This window comes from Pseudovibrio sp. SCP20 (genome assembly GCF_057774105.1).
Genome location: NZ_JBYMDH010000006.1, coordinates 136,046 through 154,775, shown reverse-complemented (window position 1 = coordinate 154,775; position 18,730 = coordinate 136,046). Strand labels below are relative to the sequence as shown.

Annotated in this window: 17 protein-coding genes and 1 tRNA gene; 10 read left to right on the top strand and 8 right to left on the bottom strand. The window is 51.7% G+C overall.

The genetic code is table 11. The features are described 5' to 3' along the window. The first annotated feature begins 412 nt into the window (after window positions 1-412). A complete protein-coding gene (catB, locus tag AC3CB2_RS21140) occupies window positions 413-1,036 on the top strand; it encodes a type B chloramphenicol O-acetyltransferase (protein WP_352936204.1) in 624 nt (207 codons plus the stop codon). A 15-nt stretch (window positions 1,037-1,051) separates the two neighbouring features. Here catB and AC3CB2_RS21135 read toward each other — a convergent pair whose 3' ends face one another. After that, on the bottom strand, window positions 1,052-1,954 hold the full coding sequence (locus AC3CB2_RS21135) for an N-formylglutamate amidohydrolase (RefSeq protein ID WP_083417428.1): 903 nt from the start codon (window positions 1,952-1,954) through the stop codon (window positions 1,052-1,054). Window positions 1,955-2,352: 398 nt separating this feature from the next. Here AC3CB2_RS21135 and cpdR point away from each other — a divergent pair, with 398 nt between their 5' ends. From cpdR to AC3CB2_RS21115, 4 genes are all read left to right on the top strand, one after another. Further along, window positions 2,353-2,709, top strand: coding sequence for a cell cycle two-component system response regulator CpdR (gene cpdR, locus AC3CB2_RS21130; RefSeq protein ID WP_008551455.1), 357 nt, complete (start codon window positions 2,353-2,355; stop codon window positions 2,707-2,709). 133 nt (window positions 2,710-2,842) lie between these two features. Then, window positions 2,843-2,917: transfer RNA gene (locus tag AC3CB2_RS21125), tRNA-Val, on the top strand. Between the two features lie 192 nt (window positions 2,918-3,109). Next, on the top strand, window positions 3,110-3,235 hold the full coding sequence (gene ykgO, locus AC3CB2_RS21120) for a type B 50S ribosomal protein L36 (RefSeq protein ID WP_008551489.1): 126 nt from the start codon (window positions 3,110-3,112) through the stop codon (window positions 3,233-3,235). Window positions 3,236-3,457: 222 nt separating this feature from the next. Beyond that, a complete protein-coding gene (locus tag AC3CB2_RS21115) occupies window positions 3,458-4,168 on the top strand; it encodes a tetratricopeptide repeat protein (protein WP_352936201.1) in 711 nt (236 codons plus the stop codon). An 11-nt stretch (window positions 4,169-4,179) separates the two neighbouring features. On the opposite strand, the gene AC3CB2_RS21110 is transcribed toward AC3CB2_RS21115, so the two are convergent. Beyond that, a complete protein-coding gene (locus AC3CB2_RS21110; protein ID WP_352936199.1) occupies window positions 4,180-4,719 on the bottom strand; it encodes a TetR/AcrR family transcriptional regulator in 540 nt (179 codons plus the stop codon). A 79-nt stretch (window positions 4,720-4,798) separates the two neighbouring features. Between AC3CB2_RS21110 and AC3CB2_RS21105 the strand changes: the two genes are divergently transcribed. Then, complete coding sequence (locus AC3CB2_RS21105; protein WP_352936197.1) at window positions 4,799-5,737, top strand: oxidoreductase; 939 nt, start codon at window positions 4,799-4,801, stop codon at window positions 5,735-5,737. A gap of 114 nt (window positions 5,738-5,851) precedes the next feature. On the opposite strand, the gene pyk is transcribed toward AC3CB2_RS21105, so the two are convergent. Continuing rightward, a complete protein-coding gene (gene pyk, locus AC3CB2_RS21100) occupies window positions 5,852-7,282 on the bottom strand; it encodes a pyruvate kinase (RefSeq protein ID WP_008551633.1) in 1,431 nt (476 codons plus the stop codon). After that, a complete protein-coding gene (locus tag AC3CB2_RS21095; protein ID WP_037037809.1) occupies window positions 7,279-7,773 on the bottom strand; it encodes a DUF1036 domain-containing protein in 495 nt (164 codons plus the stop codon). The genes pyk and AC3CB2_RS21095 overlap by 4 nt, the downstream gene beginning before the upstream one ends. Window positions 7,774-8,767: 994 nt before the next feature. Between AC3CB2_RS21095 and AC3CB2_RS21090 the strand changes: the two genes are divergently transcribed. Then, complete coding sequence (locus tag AC3CB2_RS21090) at window positions 8,768-9,034, top strand: DUF2312 domain-containing protein (RefSeq protein ID WP_008551513.1); 267 nt, start codon at window positions 8,768-8,770, stop codon at window positions 9,032-9,034. A gap of 202 nt (window positions 9,035-9,236) precedes the next feature. Here the strand turns inward: AC3CB2_RS21090 and mepK are convergent, their stop codons facing one another. The 3 genes from mepK to AC3CB2_RS21075 all read right to left on the bottom strand — a co-directional run bounded on the left by mepK (window position 9,237) and on the right by AC3CB2_RS21075 (window position 14,669). Continuing rightward, window positions 9,237-10,928 (bottom strand): peptidoglycan L,D-endopeptidase MepK, encoded by a 1,692-nt coding sequence (mepK, locus tag AC3CB2_RS21085; protein WP_352936458.1) that lies wholly within the window; start codon window positions 10,926-10,928, stop codon window positions 9,237-9,239. 245 nt (window positions 10,929-11,173) lie between these two features. Then, entirely contained in the window at window positions 11,174-12,826 is a 1,653-nt protein-coding gene (locus tag AC3CB2_RS21080) for a L,D-transpeptidase family protein (RefSeq protein ID WP_054783548.1), read from the bottom strand. Window positions 12,827-13,112: 286 nt separating this feature from the next. Next, window positions 13,113-14,669 carry a sigma-54-dependent transcriptional regulator gene (locus tag AC3CB2_RS21075; protein ID WP_352936195.1) on the bottom strand — a complete coding sequence of 519 codons (1,557 nt, stop codon included), beginning with the start codon at window positions 14,667-14,669 and terminating at the stop codon, window positions 13,113-13,115. Between the two features lie 228 nt (window positions 14,670-14,897). Here AC3CB2_RS21075 and AC3CB2_RS21070 point away from each other — a divergent pair, with 228 nt between their 5' ends. From AC3CB2_RS21070 to AC3CB2_RS21060, 3 genes are all read left to right on the top strand, one after another. Then, window positions 14,898-16,745, top strand: a complete 1,848-nt coding sequence (locus tag AC3CB2_RS21070; RefSeq protein WP_425328967.1) for a M3 family oligoendopeptidase — start codon at window positions 14,898-14,900, stop codon at window positions 16,743-16,745. Between the two features lie 174 nt (window positions 16,746-16,919). Beyond that, window positions 16,920-17,552, top strand: a complete 633-nt coding sequence (locus tag AC3CB2_RS21065; protein WP_352936193.1) for a hypothetical protein — start codon at window positions 16,920-16,922, stop codon at window positions 17,550-17,552. A gap of 38 nt (window positions 17,553-17,590) precedes the next feature. After that, on the top strand, window positions 17,591-18,202 hold the full coding sequence (locus AC3CB2_RS21060) for a hypothetical protein (protein WP_352936191.1): 612 nt from the start codon (window positions 17,591-17,593) through the stop codon (window positions 18,200-18,202). 54 nt (window positions 18,203-18,256) lie between these two features. Here AC3CB2_RS21060 and AC3CB2_RS21055 read toward each other — a convergent pair whose 3' ends face one another. Next, window positions 18,257-18,727 carry a PaaI family thioesterase gene (locus AC3CB2_RS21055; protein ID WP_352936189.1) on the bottom strand — a complete coding sequence of 157 codons (471 nt, stop codon included), beginning with the start codon at window positions 18,725-18,727 and terminating at the stop codon, window positions 18,257-18,259. Window positions 18,728-18,730 lie beyond the last annotated feature (3 nt).

Below are 18,730 nucleotides of genomic sequence, written 5' to 3'. Positions count from 1 at the left end.
CCGGTAGGAGCAGTCAATCGCCTGCGCACCATAGTCAGGATTTTCAAAAGTGCAAATGCGTCGGGCCAATAGACTCATTTTTAATGTGCCAGGAGCGTCTACGACTTAGTGCTAGTGCACTGCATGAAACTCATACCAACGTCCATGATCCCTGAAAAATCAGGGTGTTGTCGCGAGGATACAAACTGGCCAATTCGTCTAGGAAAAGCGCGATTCCAGTGTTGAGTGCTTGACGTTTTTGCGATGCGGTGCGAGCCTTGTTGCAGCGCGACATTTGGAGTCTGCGCCGCCCTTCGCGAAAGGGTGTTTCCTCCCTAGACTAGAGGCCGCCTCCCGGATGAGCGCGGCCTTTTTTTTGTTAAGTTGTTAATGCTCCCCATCGCAGGAAGGTTGCAAGGCAGGGGAGGAAAAGGTGCCAAATTATTTTGAGTGTCCGTTTAAGGGTATTCCGCTTCGGGAGCAGGTAACCAATCCCAACATCATCGTTGGAAAACATTCTTATTATTCCGGTTTTTATCATGGCCACAGTTTTGATGAGTGCGCGCGCTATCTGAGTGCTGAGGAGGATGAGCAAGACAAGCTCATCATCGGCTCGTATTGCTCGATTGGATCTGGCGCCGTGTTTATGATGGCTGGCAACCAAGGCCATCGGGCAGAGTGGGCTTCGACATTCCCATTCCATTATTTTGATGAGCCTGTGTTTGAAGGGGCATCGGATGGCTATAAACCTTCAGGCTCAACGTGTATCGGCAATGATGTCTGGATTGGATCTGAGGCCATGATCATGCCGGGTGTGCAGATCGGAAATGGCGCCTTGATTGGCAGCCGTGCAGTGGTGATAAAGGATATTCCTGCTTATACGGTTGTTGCAGGCAATCCAGTCAAGGTTATCCGTTCCCGCTTTTCTGAGGAGCAAGTGCATATGCTTCAGGAGATGAAGTGGTGGGATTGGAATGATGATACTTTGAAAGGGGCCATGCCGTTGTTGTGCTCGTCAGACATCGAGCGGCTTTACGATTATTGGCTTGGCTTTTAAGGGATGGGCTGCAGTTTATTCTGCAGCCAATGTTTCTCTGGTGAAGGTTTCTGTCACCATTTCCACCAGTGCGGTCAGAAACTCCATCAAGTCCTTACGCAGGTCATGGAACCCTGAGTGAGGTTGATGGGCGTGCTCATCCATATAGAGTGCGCGGTTGATTTCGACCTGCAGGGCGTGAATGCCACGCTCAGGTCTACCGTAGTTCTCAGTGATGTAGCCGCCAGCGTAAGGGCGGTTGAGCGCTACGTTGTAGCCCATGTTCTGCAGCAGACCGACTGCGCAGGAAGAGAGCCATGCGGAGCAACTGGTTCCAAAGCGGTCCCCAATGACGAAATCGGCTTTGGGATCGTGGTTCTTGTTGGAGTTGGCCGACGGCATGGAGTGGCAATCCACCAGGACCGCAAGGCCGAACTTGTCCTGTACGTTGTTCAGGAGCCCCCGCAAGGTGTTGTGATAGGGCTTATAGACCCTTTCAATACGATCCAGACCTTCTTCTGCAGGAATGCGGGTGCGGTAGATCTCGCGGCGTTCGCCAACGATACGAGCGATGGTGCCGAGGCCGCCTGCAACGCGCAGAGAGCGCGAATTGATGTGCTTTGGGAGTTTGCCTTCGAACATCTTTGGATCGAGCTCATAGGCTTCTCTGTTCACGTCAATATACGCACGTGGAAAGTTTGCCTTGAGCACCGGAGCTCCGAGGTGCTCAACGTCTTTGATCAGAAGATCGACAAAGGCGTCCTCGCTCTGGCGGATCTGTGTGGTGTCCAGACGAGAAGATTGCAGGAATGACGAAAGGTACGCCCGCCCGGAGTGGGGGCTGTTAAAGACAAAGGGGACAGAATGTTCATCTGGGGAGAGGACCTCAAAAGCGGGGACCTGATCTCCGGTGCCAAGCGTACTGCTGTAGTTCGCAATGGCTTTAATCTGATGATCTTCCAAAACTGTCACAGAGCTTATATTCCTTAATCGCCGCAATCCCGCTCAGTATAGAGCGAGATCGCTCCATGGGCCAGACATTACAAAGTCTGCTTATGAAATAGGCAAGAGATCTCAGAGATTTTACGCAGTTTGCGGGGGCGGTGTGGCTCTGGACCCTCAGTTGACGCAGAAGTCTCTTCAGAAGTGAACCTGTTTCATTTGTCCCTATTGTTTTGACAGGTATTCCCGAGTAGTTTCCTGAACCTAACAGCGTACGTTATTCGGAATCTGTCGGATTGCGAGGGGTGAGTGCGTCTGACATATTCTAATAATTTACGGGGCGGCTCTGAGAGAGGAACCTCGTCGCTGCACCTGGAGTTTTAAGGTTGTCGAACATGTCTCGAATTCTGCTCGCGGAAGACGATAATGACATGCGCCAGTTCTTGTCCAAGGCACTTGAGAAGGCTGGGCACACTGTTGTTTCCTTTGATAACGGAAAGAGCGCATACGAACGCATCTGTGAAGAGCCTTTTGCGCTTTTGCTGACAGACATTGTGATGCCCGAAATGGACGGGATTGAACTGGCTCGCAAAGCTACTCAGCTTGATCCGGATCTGAAGGTCATGTTCATCACTGGATTTGCTGCTGTTGCGCTTAATCCTGATTCCAAAGCACCGCAGGATGCAAAGGTTCTTTCCAAGCCTTTTCACCTAAAGGATCTGGTGCGCGAAGTGGAAAAAATGCTCGTTTAGTCAGTTTTTAGGGGCGAATGTGGAAAGAGACAGCAAATTTCCAATTTTGGACTTGCACGTTCTCCAGATTCCTCTTATACGCCTCTCCACCGCAGCGTTGAAGCGCTGACGGACGAGCTTCTTTGAAAGTTTCGGGCGTGTAGCTCAGCGGGAGAGCACTACGTTGACATCGTAGGGGTCACAAGTTCGATCCTTGTCACGCCCACCATTTTTCGTCGGTTAACATCTTGGATGTATATCCGGCGGAGCGGGTCCTGATCTCAGGTCCAGCGCCGCTTCTTTAAGAACGCAGCGCGGCGAGATCAGAGGCTGTACACTGGAGGCGCTTAGCGCCTCTTTTCACTGGCGGATCGTGGTACTTCAGGATCCCTAAGTATTGTCCCTAACCGGGGGTAGGATAATGAAGATTAAGAACTCTCTTAAGGCACTCATGGGCCGCCATCGTGATAACCGCATGGTACGCCGCAAGGGTCGCGTTTACATCATCAACAAAAAGAACCCACGCTTTAAAGCACGTCAGGGTTAAGTTTGTTGCGCTGATTTGAAATAAAGCAGCGCGAAAAACCCTTGGTTCTAAGAGTTGCAAGCCGCGTAGCAAAAGTGAGATGCTTTTGCTATGCGGTTTTTTTCGTTTGAACGCCCAAACAGCTCCGCTTCAGGAGCACTCAGGTTTCTGTTCAATAGACTTTCCGGATTTTCTGGAAGGGCCCCTTTCTCTCGACATTCTGACTGGTTAAGGCGCTCTGCCGTGGCAGGTAGTGCGGCAGCACTGGCATGTCTGTTGGTCACTGGTGGTTCTGTGGCCTTTGAGCGTGATGGCTCTACAGGGCGCTCAGATCTGCAAGTGGTGCGCGGATTGCCAGATGGGCATCCAAAGCTCAACATGGGGCCGGATGCGGTTCTTGATGGGCCTGCTGGCGGGCCTGCTCAGATTGGGCGGTCGGCGCCAGGTCATGGGCATTCTGCGCATCATACGCGTCAGCAGTTGCTGGATGCGCTCTTTCTGGAGCTCAGGGATGCTGACACGCTGGGAGACGCTCAGGCGATCTCTCGCCGCATCCATAGCCTTTTCATGCAGTCCGGGAGCCATACGCTGGATTTGCTCATGATGCGCTCTGCGAGGGCGATTGAAGGCAAGGAGTACGGTTTGGCGTTGGATCTGTTGGATGCGGTGGTTCGTCTTGATCCCGGATATGTAGAGGGATGGAACCGACGAGCGACGGTGCATTTCCTGAAGGAAGATCTGGGACGTTCTCTTGCGGATATTGAACAAGTGCTGCGGATTGAGCCGCGGCATTATCCGGCGCTCTCTGGCTTTGCCATGATCCTTAGAAAGACGGGTGAGAATGAGAAAGCACTGGAAGTGTTCCAGCATGTGCTGAGCATTTATCCGTTGCTGGAGAATGCTCAGGACGCCGTTAAAAGCCTGCGTGAGGAACTGTGGGGGCAGTATCACTAGCAGGTGGGGTTTTAGCCCAGAATGCGATCAGCAGCTCTTGTGATGCCGTCTTTATATTCCGCGTAGCTTGAGACTGTGAGAGACAGCCCTTTGGCGAGTGTGAAGAGGATGAAGGCATCGTCTTCGGCTTGTTCTTTGGTGCGGTCGTCATAACTCTCAGTAATGACGTCAGCGATTTTGAGCATGACCTGAGGCATCAGGCCTTTGCCGACAGATGACATGACCTGCTCACCCATCTGAACCAGCTCAGCGCCATGTACAGAGTTCCGCATCAGGTCTACGTGCTGACCAATGATGGTGTCTAATGCGCTCAAGATGCGGGACTTGGTGTCATCTGACTTTTCTTCAAGGATTTTGAGGGCTTGAAGGCCGATCTCTTCAGAGTACTCCTCGATTATGGTCTGGAATAGCTCTTCCTTACTTCCAAACTTCTTATAGAGCGATTGGCGTGAGAGGCCGACCGCGTTTGCGACGTCACCGACTGAAGTCTTCCGAAAGCCGTATTGGGCGAAAACACCCAGCGCCTTCTTTTTGTCAAAGTTTGTTTTCATGTTTACCTAGTTGACAATTATGGTTCATGTTGTCAACTTTGTTATGCAGCAGAGTGAGTGCTGCGTATTGGAGAATGAAATGAGCACAGCGAACAAGAGCAGCGCAGTTTCCGATTGGACTGCGGACCAACTGCCTTCTCTTGAGGGTAAGACTTATATCATAACAGGCGGTAACTCCGGAATTGGGTTTGAGGCAGCAAGGATGCTCGCGGGAGCGGGCGGTAATGTGGTCATTGCCTGCCGGAATGCTGAAAAAGGTTCAGCTGCCCAGCATGCGTTGCAAACTCAAGCGAAAGGAGAAGTTGATCTGGTTCAGATGGATCTGAGTGATCTGGCGTCCGTTCGCTCTGCAGCAGAAATTGTTGCTTCAAGATACACCAAGATCGATGGGCTCATCAATAACGCTGGTATTATGCAAACGCCTGAGTTGAAGAGTGTTGATGGCTACGAGTTGCAGTTCGCGACCAATCATCTTGGCCATTTTCTCTGGTCTGGCTTGCTGAAGCCTAATGTTGAAGCTGCTCAAGGGCGGTTTGTTGTCGTTGCGAGCCTTGTTCACAAGATGGGCAAGATCAACTTCAACGATCTGATGATGCGTGAAACCTACGCGCCTATGAAAGCCTACTCGCAAAGCAAACTGGCGAATGTGATGTTTGGACTGGAGCTTCAGCGGCGTCTGTCTGATGCGGGGAGTGCGTCCTTTGTCACGATGGGCCATCCGGGGTGGTCTGCCACCAACCTGCAGAGCACGGGGCCGACAGGTCTGATGAGCAAGACCTATAAGTGGATGAACAAGTTGTTTGCTCAATCTGCTGAGAGAGGAGCGTTGCCGACTGTATTGGCTGCCGCTGGCCTTGAGGCTGAGCCGAATGGGTACTACGGCCCTACGAAGCGGATGGAGAGTGTTGGTCCTGTTGGTGTTGCACGCATCGCCAGCCATGCGTTAAACCCGGAAATTGCGCGGCGGCTGTGGGATGAAAGTGAATGGCTCACTGATTTCAAATGGGCGTTTTACTAATGGAAGTTGGCGAAGCCCTCTTTAGGCTATCAGCGGTTTAATCGATTGAAAGAAAAAGCCCGTGATACTGGATCACGGGCTTTTTCAGTAGTGTTGGATGTGTTGGTTGACGGCTTATGCGTCTTCGGAACCAACGAACGCGACGCGCAGCATGTTTGTGGAACCTGGGGTGCCGAATGGAACACCAGCAGAAACCAGAACGCGCTGACCTGGCTTTGCAAAACCTTCGTTGTTTGCAAGGCAGCATGCGCGGTTGATGAGGTCTTCCTCAGTTGCTGCATCCTGGTTAGCCACACAGTGCAGACCCCAACCGATGGTCAGGCGGCGAACTGTAGACATTTCAGGAGAGAACGCGATGATTGGAGTTGCAGGACGCTCACGGGAAGCGCGCAGTGCAGTTCCACCAGATGCGGTGTAGGTCACGATTGCAGCCAGATCCAGAGTTTCAGCGACCTGGTGAGCTGCTGCAGTGATTGCGTCAGCGCCGGTTGCTTCTGGTTCTGTACGCTGAGCGTGGATGATGGAACGGTAGTTCTCGTCCTGCTCAACTTCGGTCGCGATTTTGTCCATGGTCGCAACAGCTTCAAACGGGAAGTCACCAGCAGCAGATTCTGCGGAGAGCATCACTGCGTCTGCACCTTCAAACACTGCGTTTGCCACGTCAGAAACTTCTGCGCGGGTTGGCACTGGGGAGGTGATCATGCTTTCCAGCATCTGTGTTGCAACAACAACTGGCTTACCAGCTTTGCGGCATGCGCGGATCATGCGCTTCTGCAGGCCTGGAACTTTCTCGAGAGGCATTTCAACGCCAAGGTCACCGCGAGCAACCATGATTGCGTCGGACAGCTCGATGATCTCGGAGAGACGGTCGATTGCCTGAGGCTTCTCGATTTTAGCCAGAACGCCAACGCGGCCCTGAGTGGTGTTGCGCACTTCGATGAGGTCTTCTGGGCGCTGTACGAAGGACAGTGCAATCCAGTCAACTTTTGCATCGAGAGCAGCCAGCAGGTCTGCGCGGTCTTTTTCGGTCAGAGCGCCAACTGGGATTTCTGTATCTGGAACAGAAACGCCTTTACGGTTGGAGATCTTGCCGCCCACTTCAACAGTGGTCACACAACGCTGCGGAGATGCTTCGGTCACGCGCAGGCAGATCTTGCCATCGTCTACGAGGAGACGGTGACCAACTTCGAGGCTGCCGAGAATTTCCGGGTGTGGGAGGTAAACGCGGGATGCGTCACCTGGGGTTTCGTTTGCGTCTACAACAAAGGTTGCGCCATTTTCGAGAACTGGCTTCGCATCATCTGCAAAAGTGCCAACACGCAGTTTAGGGCCCTGCAGGTCAGCGAGAATGCCGATTGGACGGCCTACTTCTGCTTCAACTTCGCGGATGCGACCAACCAGATTGTTGAGGACTTCGTGGGAGGAGTGGCTCATGTTGATGCGGAAAACGTCCGCACCTGCCTGCCATAGCTTTTTGATTGCTTCTTTTTCGGAAGACGCCGGGCCGAGAGTTGCTAGAATTTTGACCCGTCTGTTACGCTTCATCGTCCACCTGTTCCTTGCTCTACCGGCTCCGTCAGCTGGACCGTCCAGCTGCTTTGCTCGCCTGTATCTATTTCAAAGAAACCTGTTCGCTCATAGCCACGAGCGACACAGTCTTCTATACCGCGAATGGTGAACTTTTTTTGACGTACACACATATACGCCTTGCCATCCCATTCGCCATTTTGATCCGTTTGTACTGCGTACAAGTAATAGTAACGTGACGCCAAATCGCCGGACACCAACGTGTCGCAGGCGTTTTTGTCGATGGTCCACCATCCTTCGGTGATCCAATCGGCGCCATCACGGTAGCCTATTGCGATGTTGACTGTGCTTTCGGTCTTATTACATGCGCGAAAGTCGGCTTTTGCAGAGGGGATCTGCTGAAAGCTCAGAACTCCAAAAGCAACACAGGCAAGAGCCAGTGAATTTTTCCGAAAACGGTTTGTTACAGCAGATGCGAAGTCGTTTCTGGATGTTCTCATAACAGTCATATGTACAGCTACAAACGGCAGTTTAATGCGTTCAGTTGATGCCCTTGTCAACGTGGTTCGGCCCATGGCCGATGCGTTTCAGAGCACGACTAAAGGGTAATACAGGTTGTTCTGAGTAAAGAACGTTGCCCCAGCTCACCATTGGCCACACAAAAACGGCAGGATGATGAATTGATGAAAACCCGACATGTCATGCTTTGGTTGCCCCGCCCTGACTCTGGATGAGTGTGGACGACCCCCGTCAACACTTGAAATATGATCCAAAAGTCGGATCTTACCTCTAGGAATCTAAGTATCTTTATTGGCCTGAGTTCTGCATGGAATCAAGAGGAAAGCCTGAAAAGCTTATCTCCTCCCACAGTTCCTCTTGCTTATTGCGAATATATTTAGAAAGAGAAGACAAAGAGATAAACGCCGTTTCGGACAAATGTCCGGTTTTTGTGGTCAGCTTTGAAGCATCGGTCCGGCCACCTACATGAAAATCCTTAGTGCTGCGACAAGTTATTTCTTTGTAATGCGACACTTTGTCAGGAAAAGTTTCGTAGCGTTGTTCCATTGAATGAAAATAGAAAAGTTGTCATCTTAAATTTTCAAATGAACACTTCCGTTTAGAGATGAAGCACTCTGATATATTTAGGGTGTGAATTTGTCGCGCAGATTTATCTTTGGACAATTGTGAGTATGTTTTGATCTATGCAGCAGTGCGTACGTAGCGGCACCTATCTTTACGGTAGTTGGAAGCCATTGAATGGATTGAGACTATCGGACCGGGAATGTGGACTGCAACGCTAAGATGAATTTTGTGACGAGTGTTGCCAGCTGATTGTGCGTCAATTGAGGCGAGTGTTTTATATTCCCATTGAAACTTAGTTCTTCCCCCAGATCCTGTGAAGGTTGCTGAAAACACATCGTGAACGGTTGACCCGTCTGCTCAGTTCTGGCAGCAAGACAACAAGGTTAATGGTGTTTCGCACGAACGTAAGGTGGATTTCATATGTCAGATGCCGGTGGTGTAGCAGCAGATCAGCTGCGCGCATTTATTGAGCGTATTGAACGTCTTGAAGAAGAGAAAAAAGTTATCGCGGACGACATCAAGGATGTTTATGCGGAAGCTAAGGGCAACGGCTTTGACGTGAAGGTTATGCGCAAGATTGTTTCCTTGCGTAAGCGTAAGCCACATGAGCGTGAAGAAGAAGAGGCGATCCTCGACCTTTACCTGCATGCGCTTGGCATGGCTGGCCCTGTTGAGGTGGACGCGTAAGCGCTCATCCAGCAAATTGAGAATACTGAAAGAGGCTCCTTACTGCGGTAAGGGGCCTTTTTTGTTGGGAAGTGTGACCTGGTGCTCTGGATGGGGTGAGCTGAGACTGGCTGTCTTTGAAGCTAGTATAGAAAGCAGTTATCGCGAGGCTGGGTGCTCTCGCGTTGAAATGGCTAGGTTCTCAAATGGAAGCTGGAGGGGCTTACCGGGAAGAGACTTTGACTGAACCTGTGTAGATGGAATCGAGCCATGCGATTGCTGAGCCGCGGTTGATGTTTTTGCGGATCGGGCGGTATGGCGTTTGGGTCAGAGCGTCTTTCAGAACGGAGGTGACCGGTGACATCAGAACTGCCAGTTGGTTCTGGTCAGGATGTTCCATTGTGATAGTGCGGCGGTTTCTTGCGGTCCAGGTTGGGTCCAGCATCAGCACTGCGTTTGCTTTTGGTGCAGAGTGGAAACCTGTCAGCGGTGCTTTATGGACTGCTTTGGAGATCACAGTCTGCTGCGCCGGTTGTGGCTTTGGCGGCAAGAGGTTTGGCAAGCGCTGCTCAGCAAATGGTGCCTGAGCTGAGAGTGCGGACTTCTTGTTGAACTTGTTCTTAGCCTGCTCGTTTCCAGATGCTGGGGAAGCGTACGCGAGCTGTGAGTTCACAAGCGGGCGAAGGCTGTCTGGTGTTTTTTCGCCAGTTGCTGCGATAATTGCAGCGATGCCGTCTTTTGGTGTTTCCACTTTTTGCGGAATAACTGGCGCGCGCTGAGGTGCAGCAGGGGTGGCCGCCGGCAAAGCGGCGACCTGAATGATTTGCTGTGGCTTGATGCGAGGGCGAGCGGAAGCGAACAGATTGAGGTTCTGCTCAGTCGCTTCAGGTGCTGCTTCGGTCTCAGCCTTTGGCTTGGCGTAGGGTGTGATAGACGCCAGCGCGAGTGGTGATGCTGCTCCCGGAACCGGGCTTGCTGCTGGCTGTGTTGCCAGCAGTGCCACTTTCGGCTGCGGAATCGCATTGAACTCGTTTTCTACACGGCGGCTTGGATCAGGCTCACGCTCGCGTGGTGCCTTTGTTGCCGGTGTAGGAGCTGGTTTGCTTGCTTCATTGCTGTCAGAGTTGCTGAACAGGCGAGAGAAGAAACCGCCTCCGCTGTTGGATGACGTTGCTCTGGCGCTTGCTTTAGATGAAGAGCTGGAGCGGCTTGCAACGCTTGTTGAACGACCGGAGTCTCTGCGCTTCACTTCAGCAAGGGTCTGCTTATAGCGTGCCAAAGGCTTGCCGTCAGACGGCACGTGAATGGTATCGCCTTTCGGGAACACCTTGACCAGCTGAGAGCGTGTCATACGTGGCCAGTGACGCACGGAGCCTGTGTCCATGTGAACGAACGGTGTGTTTGAGCGTGGGTAGTAGCCGACGCCACCAACATGCTGACGCAAACCAAGGGCGCGCAGCTTTGCTGTGCTTACACCTGGAATGAAGAAGTCCATTGCGCGGCCTCTGGTGTGCTGGCTGTTTTTAGCCACACCGCTGGAGCGCTTGCGGAGCATATTGTTGGTTTTGGGAGAGCGGTATGCTGAGACAACATGGATGTACTTGCTTGTGCCGGCCTTCTGGTAAACTTCCCAGATGAGGTCAAACAGTTCAGGATCCATTTTGGTTGGCTCATTCTGACGCCAATCCCGCAGGAAGTTGTTGAGCTTGCGAAGGCCTTCTTTGTCATAGCGGCCATTGCGCTTGAAGGTGATTTCCGCCCGCTCTTTTGTGTGTGTGAAGTACAGCTTTAGCGTGCGTGTACTCGCACTAGCCGAAGCAATTGAGGTGAGGAAGAACGCACAAAGAACAGCTGCGACCAGCATTGAAATGCCAGGCAGACGTTTACCAAAGTCCGAGCGCCCGAATGCAATCATGTCACGCAATTGAATCTCGCTTTCGCGTTATCGGCTAAAACCTTACCCCAGAGCCCCACCTCTTTCGTTCTAGTGCGGACAAGGTTAATGAGCCTTTACTTTAGTTACAATTAACGCGAACTAGTGACTTACCGGCAACAATCCAAGTTTTTTGCCAAAAACCGCTATTTACATGCGACAAATGCGCGCGAATCCGCACGCATAAGTCGTCATATCACTGTGGATACATGTGGATTGTGACAATTTTAAAGATTCAGAGCGTCGATCACAGCCTGATTGTGTCCGTAAATATCCGGACGTCTTTGTAGCTTTCCGGCCTCATCCACAAATGCAGTGAAGTAAGAGATGTGGACAGGGATATCTTTTTGCAGATTCACCTGTGTCTGCTTCTTACCCACGAGTGAGCGAATGTAGTTGCCGGTGATGGTGTCTTGTGTCGCCATCAGTGCATCTGAGAATTCGAACGGGTTCTGCACGCGTACACAGCCATGAGAGAAGGCGCGTTCGGAGCGATTGAACAGCGACTTGGATGGTGTGTCGTGCAGGTATACGTTGTGCTTGTTCGGGAACATGAACTTGATTTTGCCAAGTGCATTGCCACGGCCCGGACGCTGACGAATACGGATCTGCTTGAAGGTCACCGCATCCCAGTTCACACGGCGTGGATCAACGATCTTGCCGCCATACACGATCTCGTAGTTGCCTTTTTGCAGGTAGCTTTGCGGGTTGCTTGCGCGCAGTTCCGGCAGAAGCTCCTTGGATGCGATGGAATATGGGACGTTCCAGTATGGGTTCACGACCACATGCTGCATCTTGTCTGAGAATACCGGCGTCTTGTTGGAGCGTTTGCCAACGACAACGCGGGTTTCGTACAGAACGAAGCCTTCCATGTTCAGGCGAACCATGAACTCTGGAATATTGACGCGCAGGTGGGTTTCTCCCAGATCCCGCGGCATCCAGCGCCAGCGTTCCATATTTGCAATGACGTCTTTGATCGGGTCGCCACTCACGCGGCCATTGAGGGCCAGCAGAGTGCGCGGGCCAACAGCACCGTCCGGATGCAGGCCGTTTGCAGCCTGGAATGCCTCAACAGCGTAAGCCAGATCCTGCGTGTAGACATTCATCTGGGATTCAACGGTTGGAACACTCAAGCGCTCACGCAGCAGAGCAACGCGGGAGCTTTTGCTGCCCACTTTCAGGAGCTTACCAGCAGGAATGACGACTTGTTTTTCCAGATCGCCATTGTCGGTCTGCTCGCGCAGTTCGGCGAGTTGTTTTTTCAGGGCTTTGTATTCAGCATGCGGTGGGTTGAATGCTGCCAAAACCTGTGCCGGAGCTGCCGAGCGCGCGACGGAGGTCAGCGCTTCAATCGGGTCCGGGCGTTCTGGGCGAAGGGTAATGTCCTCGGAAATCGCGTAGGGGCTGACGCGGCCAGCTTGTGCGTCCTCTGCGTATTTGAGGATGGAATGGGTCAGTTCCAGTTCTGCCGCTGCGATCTGGTCAGGTGTTGCTTTGCCATCTGCGTTGAAGTCAGCTGCCGGAACCGGGTAGTCAGCGGTGTGCAGGCCTTCTTCATCAGCGGATTGCAGAGTTTCAATAGCGGACAGAGCGCCGGATGAGAGCTTGCCTTTGAGTATCCAGGCTGGCTGGAAGCTTCTGTTTTCGTAGAAGAGTTTTGCTGCAGCTGCCTCACGCTTTGCATGGAAGTTCTGACGGCGATGCTTTTTGCTGAATGCCTTTTGAATTTCCTGCGCAACCGGATTTGACAGAGCAAGGTTTACTTGCTCGAGCTGCGCGTCAAAATTGTCAGGAATTGCGGCTTGCGCAGAGTACACAGTTGATGAAAGCGCAAAAACTGCCCCTGCGAGCAATACTGATGTGCTCGTTCTACCAAACATTTATGACTACCCACCTGATAACTCTTTGATATTTCAAAGCAGAAGACGAATACCTTGAAATCTAAGAGTGTTGTTTTGCCCGAACTTATATTTATTACGCATATACACTAATGCGTTTTGAGATAGCACGTGTGCGTGATGTTTTAAATTCAAGGTTCAGTGATATGAACTTAAACCCACGGTTTTTTGCCACATATTGTGCTAGAAAATGCCTCAAAGTACGCTCAAACAAAATTGATAAGCGAACTTCGTTCTCCTGGCTTGCGCCACGCTTGCGACTTGCGCTTTAGTGCGCTGCTTTGTTTTCTGGAGTTTCTTCCAGACCGTATTCTTTCAGCTTGCGATAAAGCGTTGAACGCCCGATGCCCAAACGCTTGGCGACTTCGGTCATGCGGCCTCCATAATGGGATATGGCTGTCCGGATCATCTCTTCTTCGACACCGGTCAGGGTGCGTACATGGCCTTCGCCATCGAGTGAACGCATATATCCAAAGGGAGGTTGCTCCGCATCGAAGGCTGATACGGCTTCGACATGAAGAAATTGTTCGTCCTGCTGTTCCTCCCATTTACTCGCTACACTCAGGGATGAAGAATAGACGTCAGCTTGCGGCTCTTTTTTTCCGACAGACGGCGCTGCCGCGTAACTCATTGGCGTATCAGTCGCTTGAGCTATTTGCGGGAAGTCATCGCATGTCAGGCTTGGACCATCGCACAGGACAACGGCGCGGAATACTGCGTTTTCAAGCTGGCGAATGTTGCCAGGCCAGTCATAACTCTTAAGCATATTGACCGTGTCAGAAGTGATGCCCGTAACTTGAGGCTTGCTTTCTTCTGCAGCAAAACGTGCGAGGAAATGGCGTGTGAGCTCGGGAATATCCTCACTACGATCTCGCAGGGGAGGGATCCAGATTGGGAAGACGTTGAGGCGATAATACAGGTCTTCGCGGAACTTACCTTCCTTCACCTGATCGATCAGACGGCGGTTGGTTGCAGAGATCAGGCGGAAGTCCACTTTGACAGGCTTGCGGGCGCCAACTGGATCCACTTCACCTTCCTGAAGAGCTCGAAGAAGTTTGACCTGCACTTCCAGAGGTAGTTCGCCGACCTCATCCAGAAACAGCGTGCCGCCATTTGCTTCCTGAAATTTACCGATGTGTCTGTCGACGGCGCCGGTGAAAGCCCCTTTTTCGTGACCGAAGAGGATGGACTCTACCAGATGATCAGGAATGGCACCGCAGTTTACGGTAACAAACGGCTTAGACTTGCGTTCGCTGGAGCCCTGAATGGCACGTGCGATCAGCTCTTTACCGACACCGGACTCGCCTTCAATCAGGATCGGGATATTGGAGGACGCTGCCCGTTCGCCCAGTCGCAGCACACGATCCATTGGCTCTGACCGCGTGACGATGTTGTCAAAAGTGAGCGTGCCTTCTGAATGCTTGCGGATGCGGGTGAGTTCGCCTTCCAGCGTAGCGACTTTCAGCAGGTTGGTGATGGAAACCTGAAGACGTTCCGGTCGGCTTGGTTTGACGACGAAATCCTGAGCGCCTGCACGCATGGCCTCAATGACGGTTTCAATGCTGCCATTGGCGGTTTGCACGATAACAGGGACGGCGTTTTTGGCTTCCCGGGTTTCTTTAAGAACCTGAAATCCATCAACTTCCGGCATCATCAGATCCAGAATGACCAGATCGATTTCGGATTGGGCACTTCCTGTCAGGATTTCCAGCGCTTCACGGCCATCAACACAGCTTTTTGAGCGGTATCCGAACCGCTTTACTGCTTCTTCCAGCAGGCGGCGTTGGACCGGATCGTCATCTACGATCAAAATGCGCTGTGCCATGGGAAATCCCTTCAAATCGATTGGGCAGTAATGCATAGTGTGCCAATTCAGGTCATCCTGCACTCAATTTGGTAAACAAATTGCCCACTTCATTTTGGGGATCTTGTGAAAACACGCCATTGCATGTGCACGGATTGGACGCATATTTAAACAGTGTGCTACGGAACTTGTTCTGCGCACCTCAGATTTCTTTTTTGGTTACATGCCAACCCACAATCGGACGCTCAAATGACACTTAAGCACGCCACTCCTTTCCCTATCGCTTATCAAAGTGCAGAGGCTGCAATGACAGCCGGAAGCCTTGGTGACTTACCGGAGTGGGATCTTTCTGTATTTTACAGCTCTATCGAAGATCCTGCGATTGATCAGGATATGGAGCGTGCGAAAGAACTGGCAGAGCAGTTCGAGGCAGATTGCAAAGGCAAACTTGCTGAGATCGCTGGCCGTTCCGGTGATGAGATGGCCGAGATCGTTCGCCGTTATGAAGAGCTGGAAGACATGATGGGTCGCATTGGCTCTTATGCCGGTCTCTCTTATGCTGGTGACACGACTGATCCGGCGCGCCAGAAGTTTTATGGCGATGTTCAGGAAAAGCTGACAACCGCCAGCCTTCACATGCTGTTCTTCTCTCTGGAGATGAACAAGATTGATGAAACGGTTTTGGAAGAGGCTCTGAAGTCAGAGAAACTGGCTTACTATCGCCCTTGGCTGGAAGACCTTCGCAAAGAACGGCCTCATGAACGTAGTGAGGAAATTGAGCAGCTCTTCCATGAAAAGCATGTGACCGGTGCTGCTGCGTGGAACCGTTTGTTTGATGAGACCATTTCCGGTTCCCGTTATGAGATTGATGGCGAAGAGCTTTCCATTGAGCAGACGCTGAACCTGCTGCAGGGTGCTGATGCGGAGCTGCGCAAGAAGGCTGCTGGCGCACTTTCGAAAACCTTTGCCAAGAACCTGAGCATCTTTACGCTGATCACCAACACGCTGGCGAAAGACAAAGACACCTACGATCGTTGGCATAACTTTGAAGATATTGCTGACAGTCGTCACCTTTCCAACCGTGTTGAGCGGGAAGTGGTTGATGCGCTGGTGGATTCCGTTCGTGCTGCCTACCCGCGCCTGTCTCACCGCTACTATGCGATGAAAGCCAAGTGGCTTGGCGTTGAGAAAATGCACTTCTGGGATCGCAATGCGCCACTGCCGCAGGCGGATACGCGTGACATTCCATGGGATGAGGCAAAGACCACTGTTCTGAACGCCTATTCCAAGTTCTCGCCAGAGCTTTCAAGCATTGCAGAAGAGTTCTTTGATAAGAACTGGATTGATGGTGCGGCTCGTCCGGGCAAGTCTCCGGGCGCGTTTTCTCACCCAACCGTTCCAAGCGCGCATCCGTTTGTGCTGATCAACTATCAGGGCAAAATCCGTGATGTGATGACACTGGCGCACGAGCTTGGCCATGGCGTTCACCAAGTGCTGGCGGCTCCTAATGGCGCGCTGATGGCACCAACACCGCTGACACTGGCTGAAACTGCTTCTGTGTTTGGCGAGATGCTGACCTTCAAGGATCTGCTTGCAAAAGCGGAAACACCTGAGAAGCGTCAGATCATGCTGGCGGGCAAAGTGGAAGACATGCTGAACACGGTGGTTCGCCAGATTGCGTTCTACACGTTTGAGCGTCAAGTGCATGAGCTGCGCAAGGAAGGTGAGCTGACCTCTGAACAGATCTCGGCGATCTGGATGAGCGTTCAGGAAGAGAGCCTTGGTGAGGCGATTGACCTTGAGGGCGGCTATGAGAACTATTGGACTTACATTCCGCACTTCATCCATTCACCATTCTACGTTTATGCCTATGCCTTTGGTGATTGCCTCGTGAACTCGCTTTATGCGGTTTATGAGGAAGCTGAGGAAGGCTTCCAGCAGAAGTACTTCGATCTGCTGAAAGCAGGCGGCACCAAACACCACAGCGAGTTGCTCGCCCCATTCGGCCTCGACGCCACCGACCCAGCCTTCTGGCAAAAAGGTCTGGCTGTGATCGAGCGGTTCATTGATGAACTGGAAGAGATGGATATGGCGTAAGCCAAACCGAGTTGGATTTCTTCAGGAGGCGAGGGCAATTGCTCTCGCCTTTTTTGCGTATACCCCTACGAGTTTTCCCACGCTTACTTAAGTTTTCAGTTAGATCTGAAGGGCGCTGGTCCTCGAGGTTTGGTTCTAGACTGATGCTCTAAATCGTATGAGCGGAGCGGGATCATGCGCAATCTTCTGGCGATGTTGGCTATGGCATTTACGATCAGTGCATGTGGGTCGTACAAGCCCACCAGCAATCAATCGCATTTAGCCACGTTTCCGATAGACAAGACTAAGAATTATCTGATTTGGCGCTATGGAAGCGTTCAGCCAGATCTGTCTTCGATTTTCTGCAAGGTGAATGCTTCGGGTGCAATAGAAGATTGTGAAGACGAAGAAGAAAGCAATAAAAACAAGCTGACCTTCAAAGTGTTTGACGGGCTTTTTGGATCATATCGAGTGACTTTCAAGCACGATGACGACTACTTCCTGATGTCTTATTCGGAGCCTGCGCGGTCTGGCAAATATGCATTTGTTTCTGGAAAATCTGGGCAAGGAAGGCACACTTTCAAGATCGGTGATGCAACATTTGTAAGTAACTTCAAACCGGGAACGGTGACAGTTATTCCCTATGGATGGGAGCACCGGCGCAGTGAAGCCGACCTAAAACGTACTGTTGAAGCAAGTCTGAAACAGGCGTTCGGAGATCGGGCGAACGTACTAACTGTACGGGTTGCCCGCAAAGTTCCGATCGACTGCACCAAAGAAAGTCATGGTTTCTTGAAGGGGACAGAGACCAAGTGCAAGCTGAGATGAAATCTTCCAGTAGATAAATTGTTGCGACAGGAGCTCTCATGAGTGTCAAAAACAAACTGTTGCTTTTATCGATGGCTGTTCTTCTCGGCGCGTGTGGAGGTGGCCTTCAAACGACTAATGTGCCTTCAGAAGTGGACCTCCAGACTTGGAAGGTTTTTGAGAAAGCCTGTATTTCATTAAACAAAAAAGCGCGAGATAGATATCTAAAATCGGCAGGCTGGAAAGTGGCTTCTTCTGCAAGTCATGACCTCACATTGGTTTCGATCGCAGAGAGCCAAAACTTTGATAGAAAGACGACCAAGGCTTATCGCGCCCCAAACAATGATAGCGTGATTGTTCTGGGCGAGTACAAGTCAGCGGATGCGACAGAAGCATCACCTGCATGCTACCTGGCAACAAGCATGAAGTATGGATCTATTAGGTTCTTCGACGGCAAAGTGAAAAGCTATGTCTTTGATGACTATACAAAAGATGCAGGTTCTTTCTCAAAGAATGTAAGGATTTCCGGAGGTGTGAACCGCACGAGTTGGATTAACGAAGTAGAGACTGACACTGGGAGTAAACGCTCGGTTGATGTGGCTGGTGTAAGCTTCATTTCTGGAGAGCACAGCAGATCAACACCTTCGCTAGTTCTACGAGTAAATAAATAACTCAGCACTTTTGAAAGCTGACCGGCGAGAGATGTTTTCTCTCGCCATTTATGCCTACTGCTGAATATCAGCTCTGCCGCGGACGGCCATCATGGTGCCGGAGAGGGTGGCGACTTTTTTCTCGGTGCCGTCTTTGATGGCGTAGGCTGCGGCGTTGACGAAGGTGATGGTGCGGCCGGGTTTTTCTACTTTTGCCCGGAACACGAACTGCTCACCTGCGGCAGGGTTCATCAGATTGGTTTTCAGCTCGATTGTGAGCACGGCGGCGTCTTCCTCCATGAGGGAGAAGGCGGCGTATCCGGCGGCGCTGTCCAAGGCTGTGGTGACGATGCCAGCGTGGAGGAAGCCGTGCTGCTGGGTGAAACCCTTGTTGTACGGCATGGTCAGCTCGACGATGCCTGGTTCCACTTTGGCGATCTCGATGCCAAGTGAAGCCATCGCCGGTTGGCGGGCGAAGCTGTCTCTTACTTTTTTTTCATAGCCTGCAAAGCGCGGCGTGAATTCTGTCATGCTGTCTGCGAGCATTCT

Excerpts from the sequence above, each read along its gene's own strand:
- AC3CB2_RS21055 (WP_352936189.1), bottom strand. The coding sequence starts at position 18,727 with ATGCTCGCAGACAGCATGACAGAATTCACGCCGCGCTTTGCAGGCTAT.
- AC3CB2_RS21105 (WP_352936197.1), top strand. The coding sequence starts at position 4,799 with ATGAGCACAGCGAACAAGAGCAGCGCAGTTTCCGATTGGACTGCGGAC.
- pyk (WP_008551633.1), bottom strand. The coding sequence starts at position 7,282 with ATGAAGCGTAACAGACGGGTCAAAATTCTAGCAACTCTCGGCCCGGCG.
- AC3CB2_RS21090 (WP_008551513.1), top strand. The coding sequence starts at position 8,768 with ATGTCAGATGCCGGTGGTGTAGCAGCAGATCAGCTGCGCGCATTTATT.
- AC3CB2_RS21075 (WP_352936195.1), bottom strand. The coding sequence starts at position 14,669 with ATGGCACAGCGCATTTTGATCGTAGATGACGATCCGGTCCAACGCCGC.
- AC3CB2_RS21080 (WP_054783548.1), bottom strand. The coding sequence starts at position 12,826 with ATGTTTGGTAGAACGAGCACATCAGTATTGCTCGCAGGGGCAGTTTTT.
- AC3CB2_RS21065 (WP_352936193.1), top strand. The coding sequence starts at position 16,920 with ATGCGCAATCTTCTGGCGATGTTGGCTATGGCATTTACGATCAGTGCA.
- AC3CB2_RS21095 (WP_037037809.1), bottom strand. The coding sequence starts at position 7,773 with ATGACTGTTATGAGAACATCCAGAAACGACTTCGCATCTGCTGTAACA.
- mepK (WP_352936458.1), bottom strand. The coding sequence starts at position 10,928 with ATGATTGCATTCGGGCGCTCGGACTTTGGTAAACGTCTGCCTGGCATT.
- AC3CB2_RS21060 (WP_352936191.1), top strand. The coding sequence starts at position 17,591 with ATGAGTGTCAAAAACAAACTGTTGCTTTTATCGATGGCTGTTCTTCTC.
- ykgO (WP_008551489.1), top strand. The coding sequence starts at position 3,110 with ATGAAGATTAAGAACTCTCTTAAGGCACTCATGGGCCGCCATCGTGAT.
- AC3CB2_RS21110 (WP_352936199.1), bottom strand. The coding sequence starts at position 4,719 with ATGAAAACAAACTTTGACAAAAAGAAGGCGCTGGGTGTTTTCGCCCAA.
- AC3CB2_RS21070 (WP_425328967.1), top strand. The coding sequence starts at position 14,898 with ATGACACTTAAGCACGCCACTCCTTTCCCTATCGCTTATCAAAGTGCA.
- cpdR (WP_008551455.1), top strand. The coding sequence starts at position 2,353 with ATGTCTCGAATTCTGCTCGCGGAAGACGATAATGACATGCGCCAGTTC.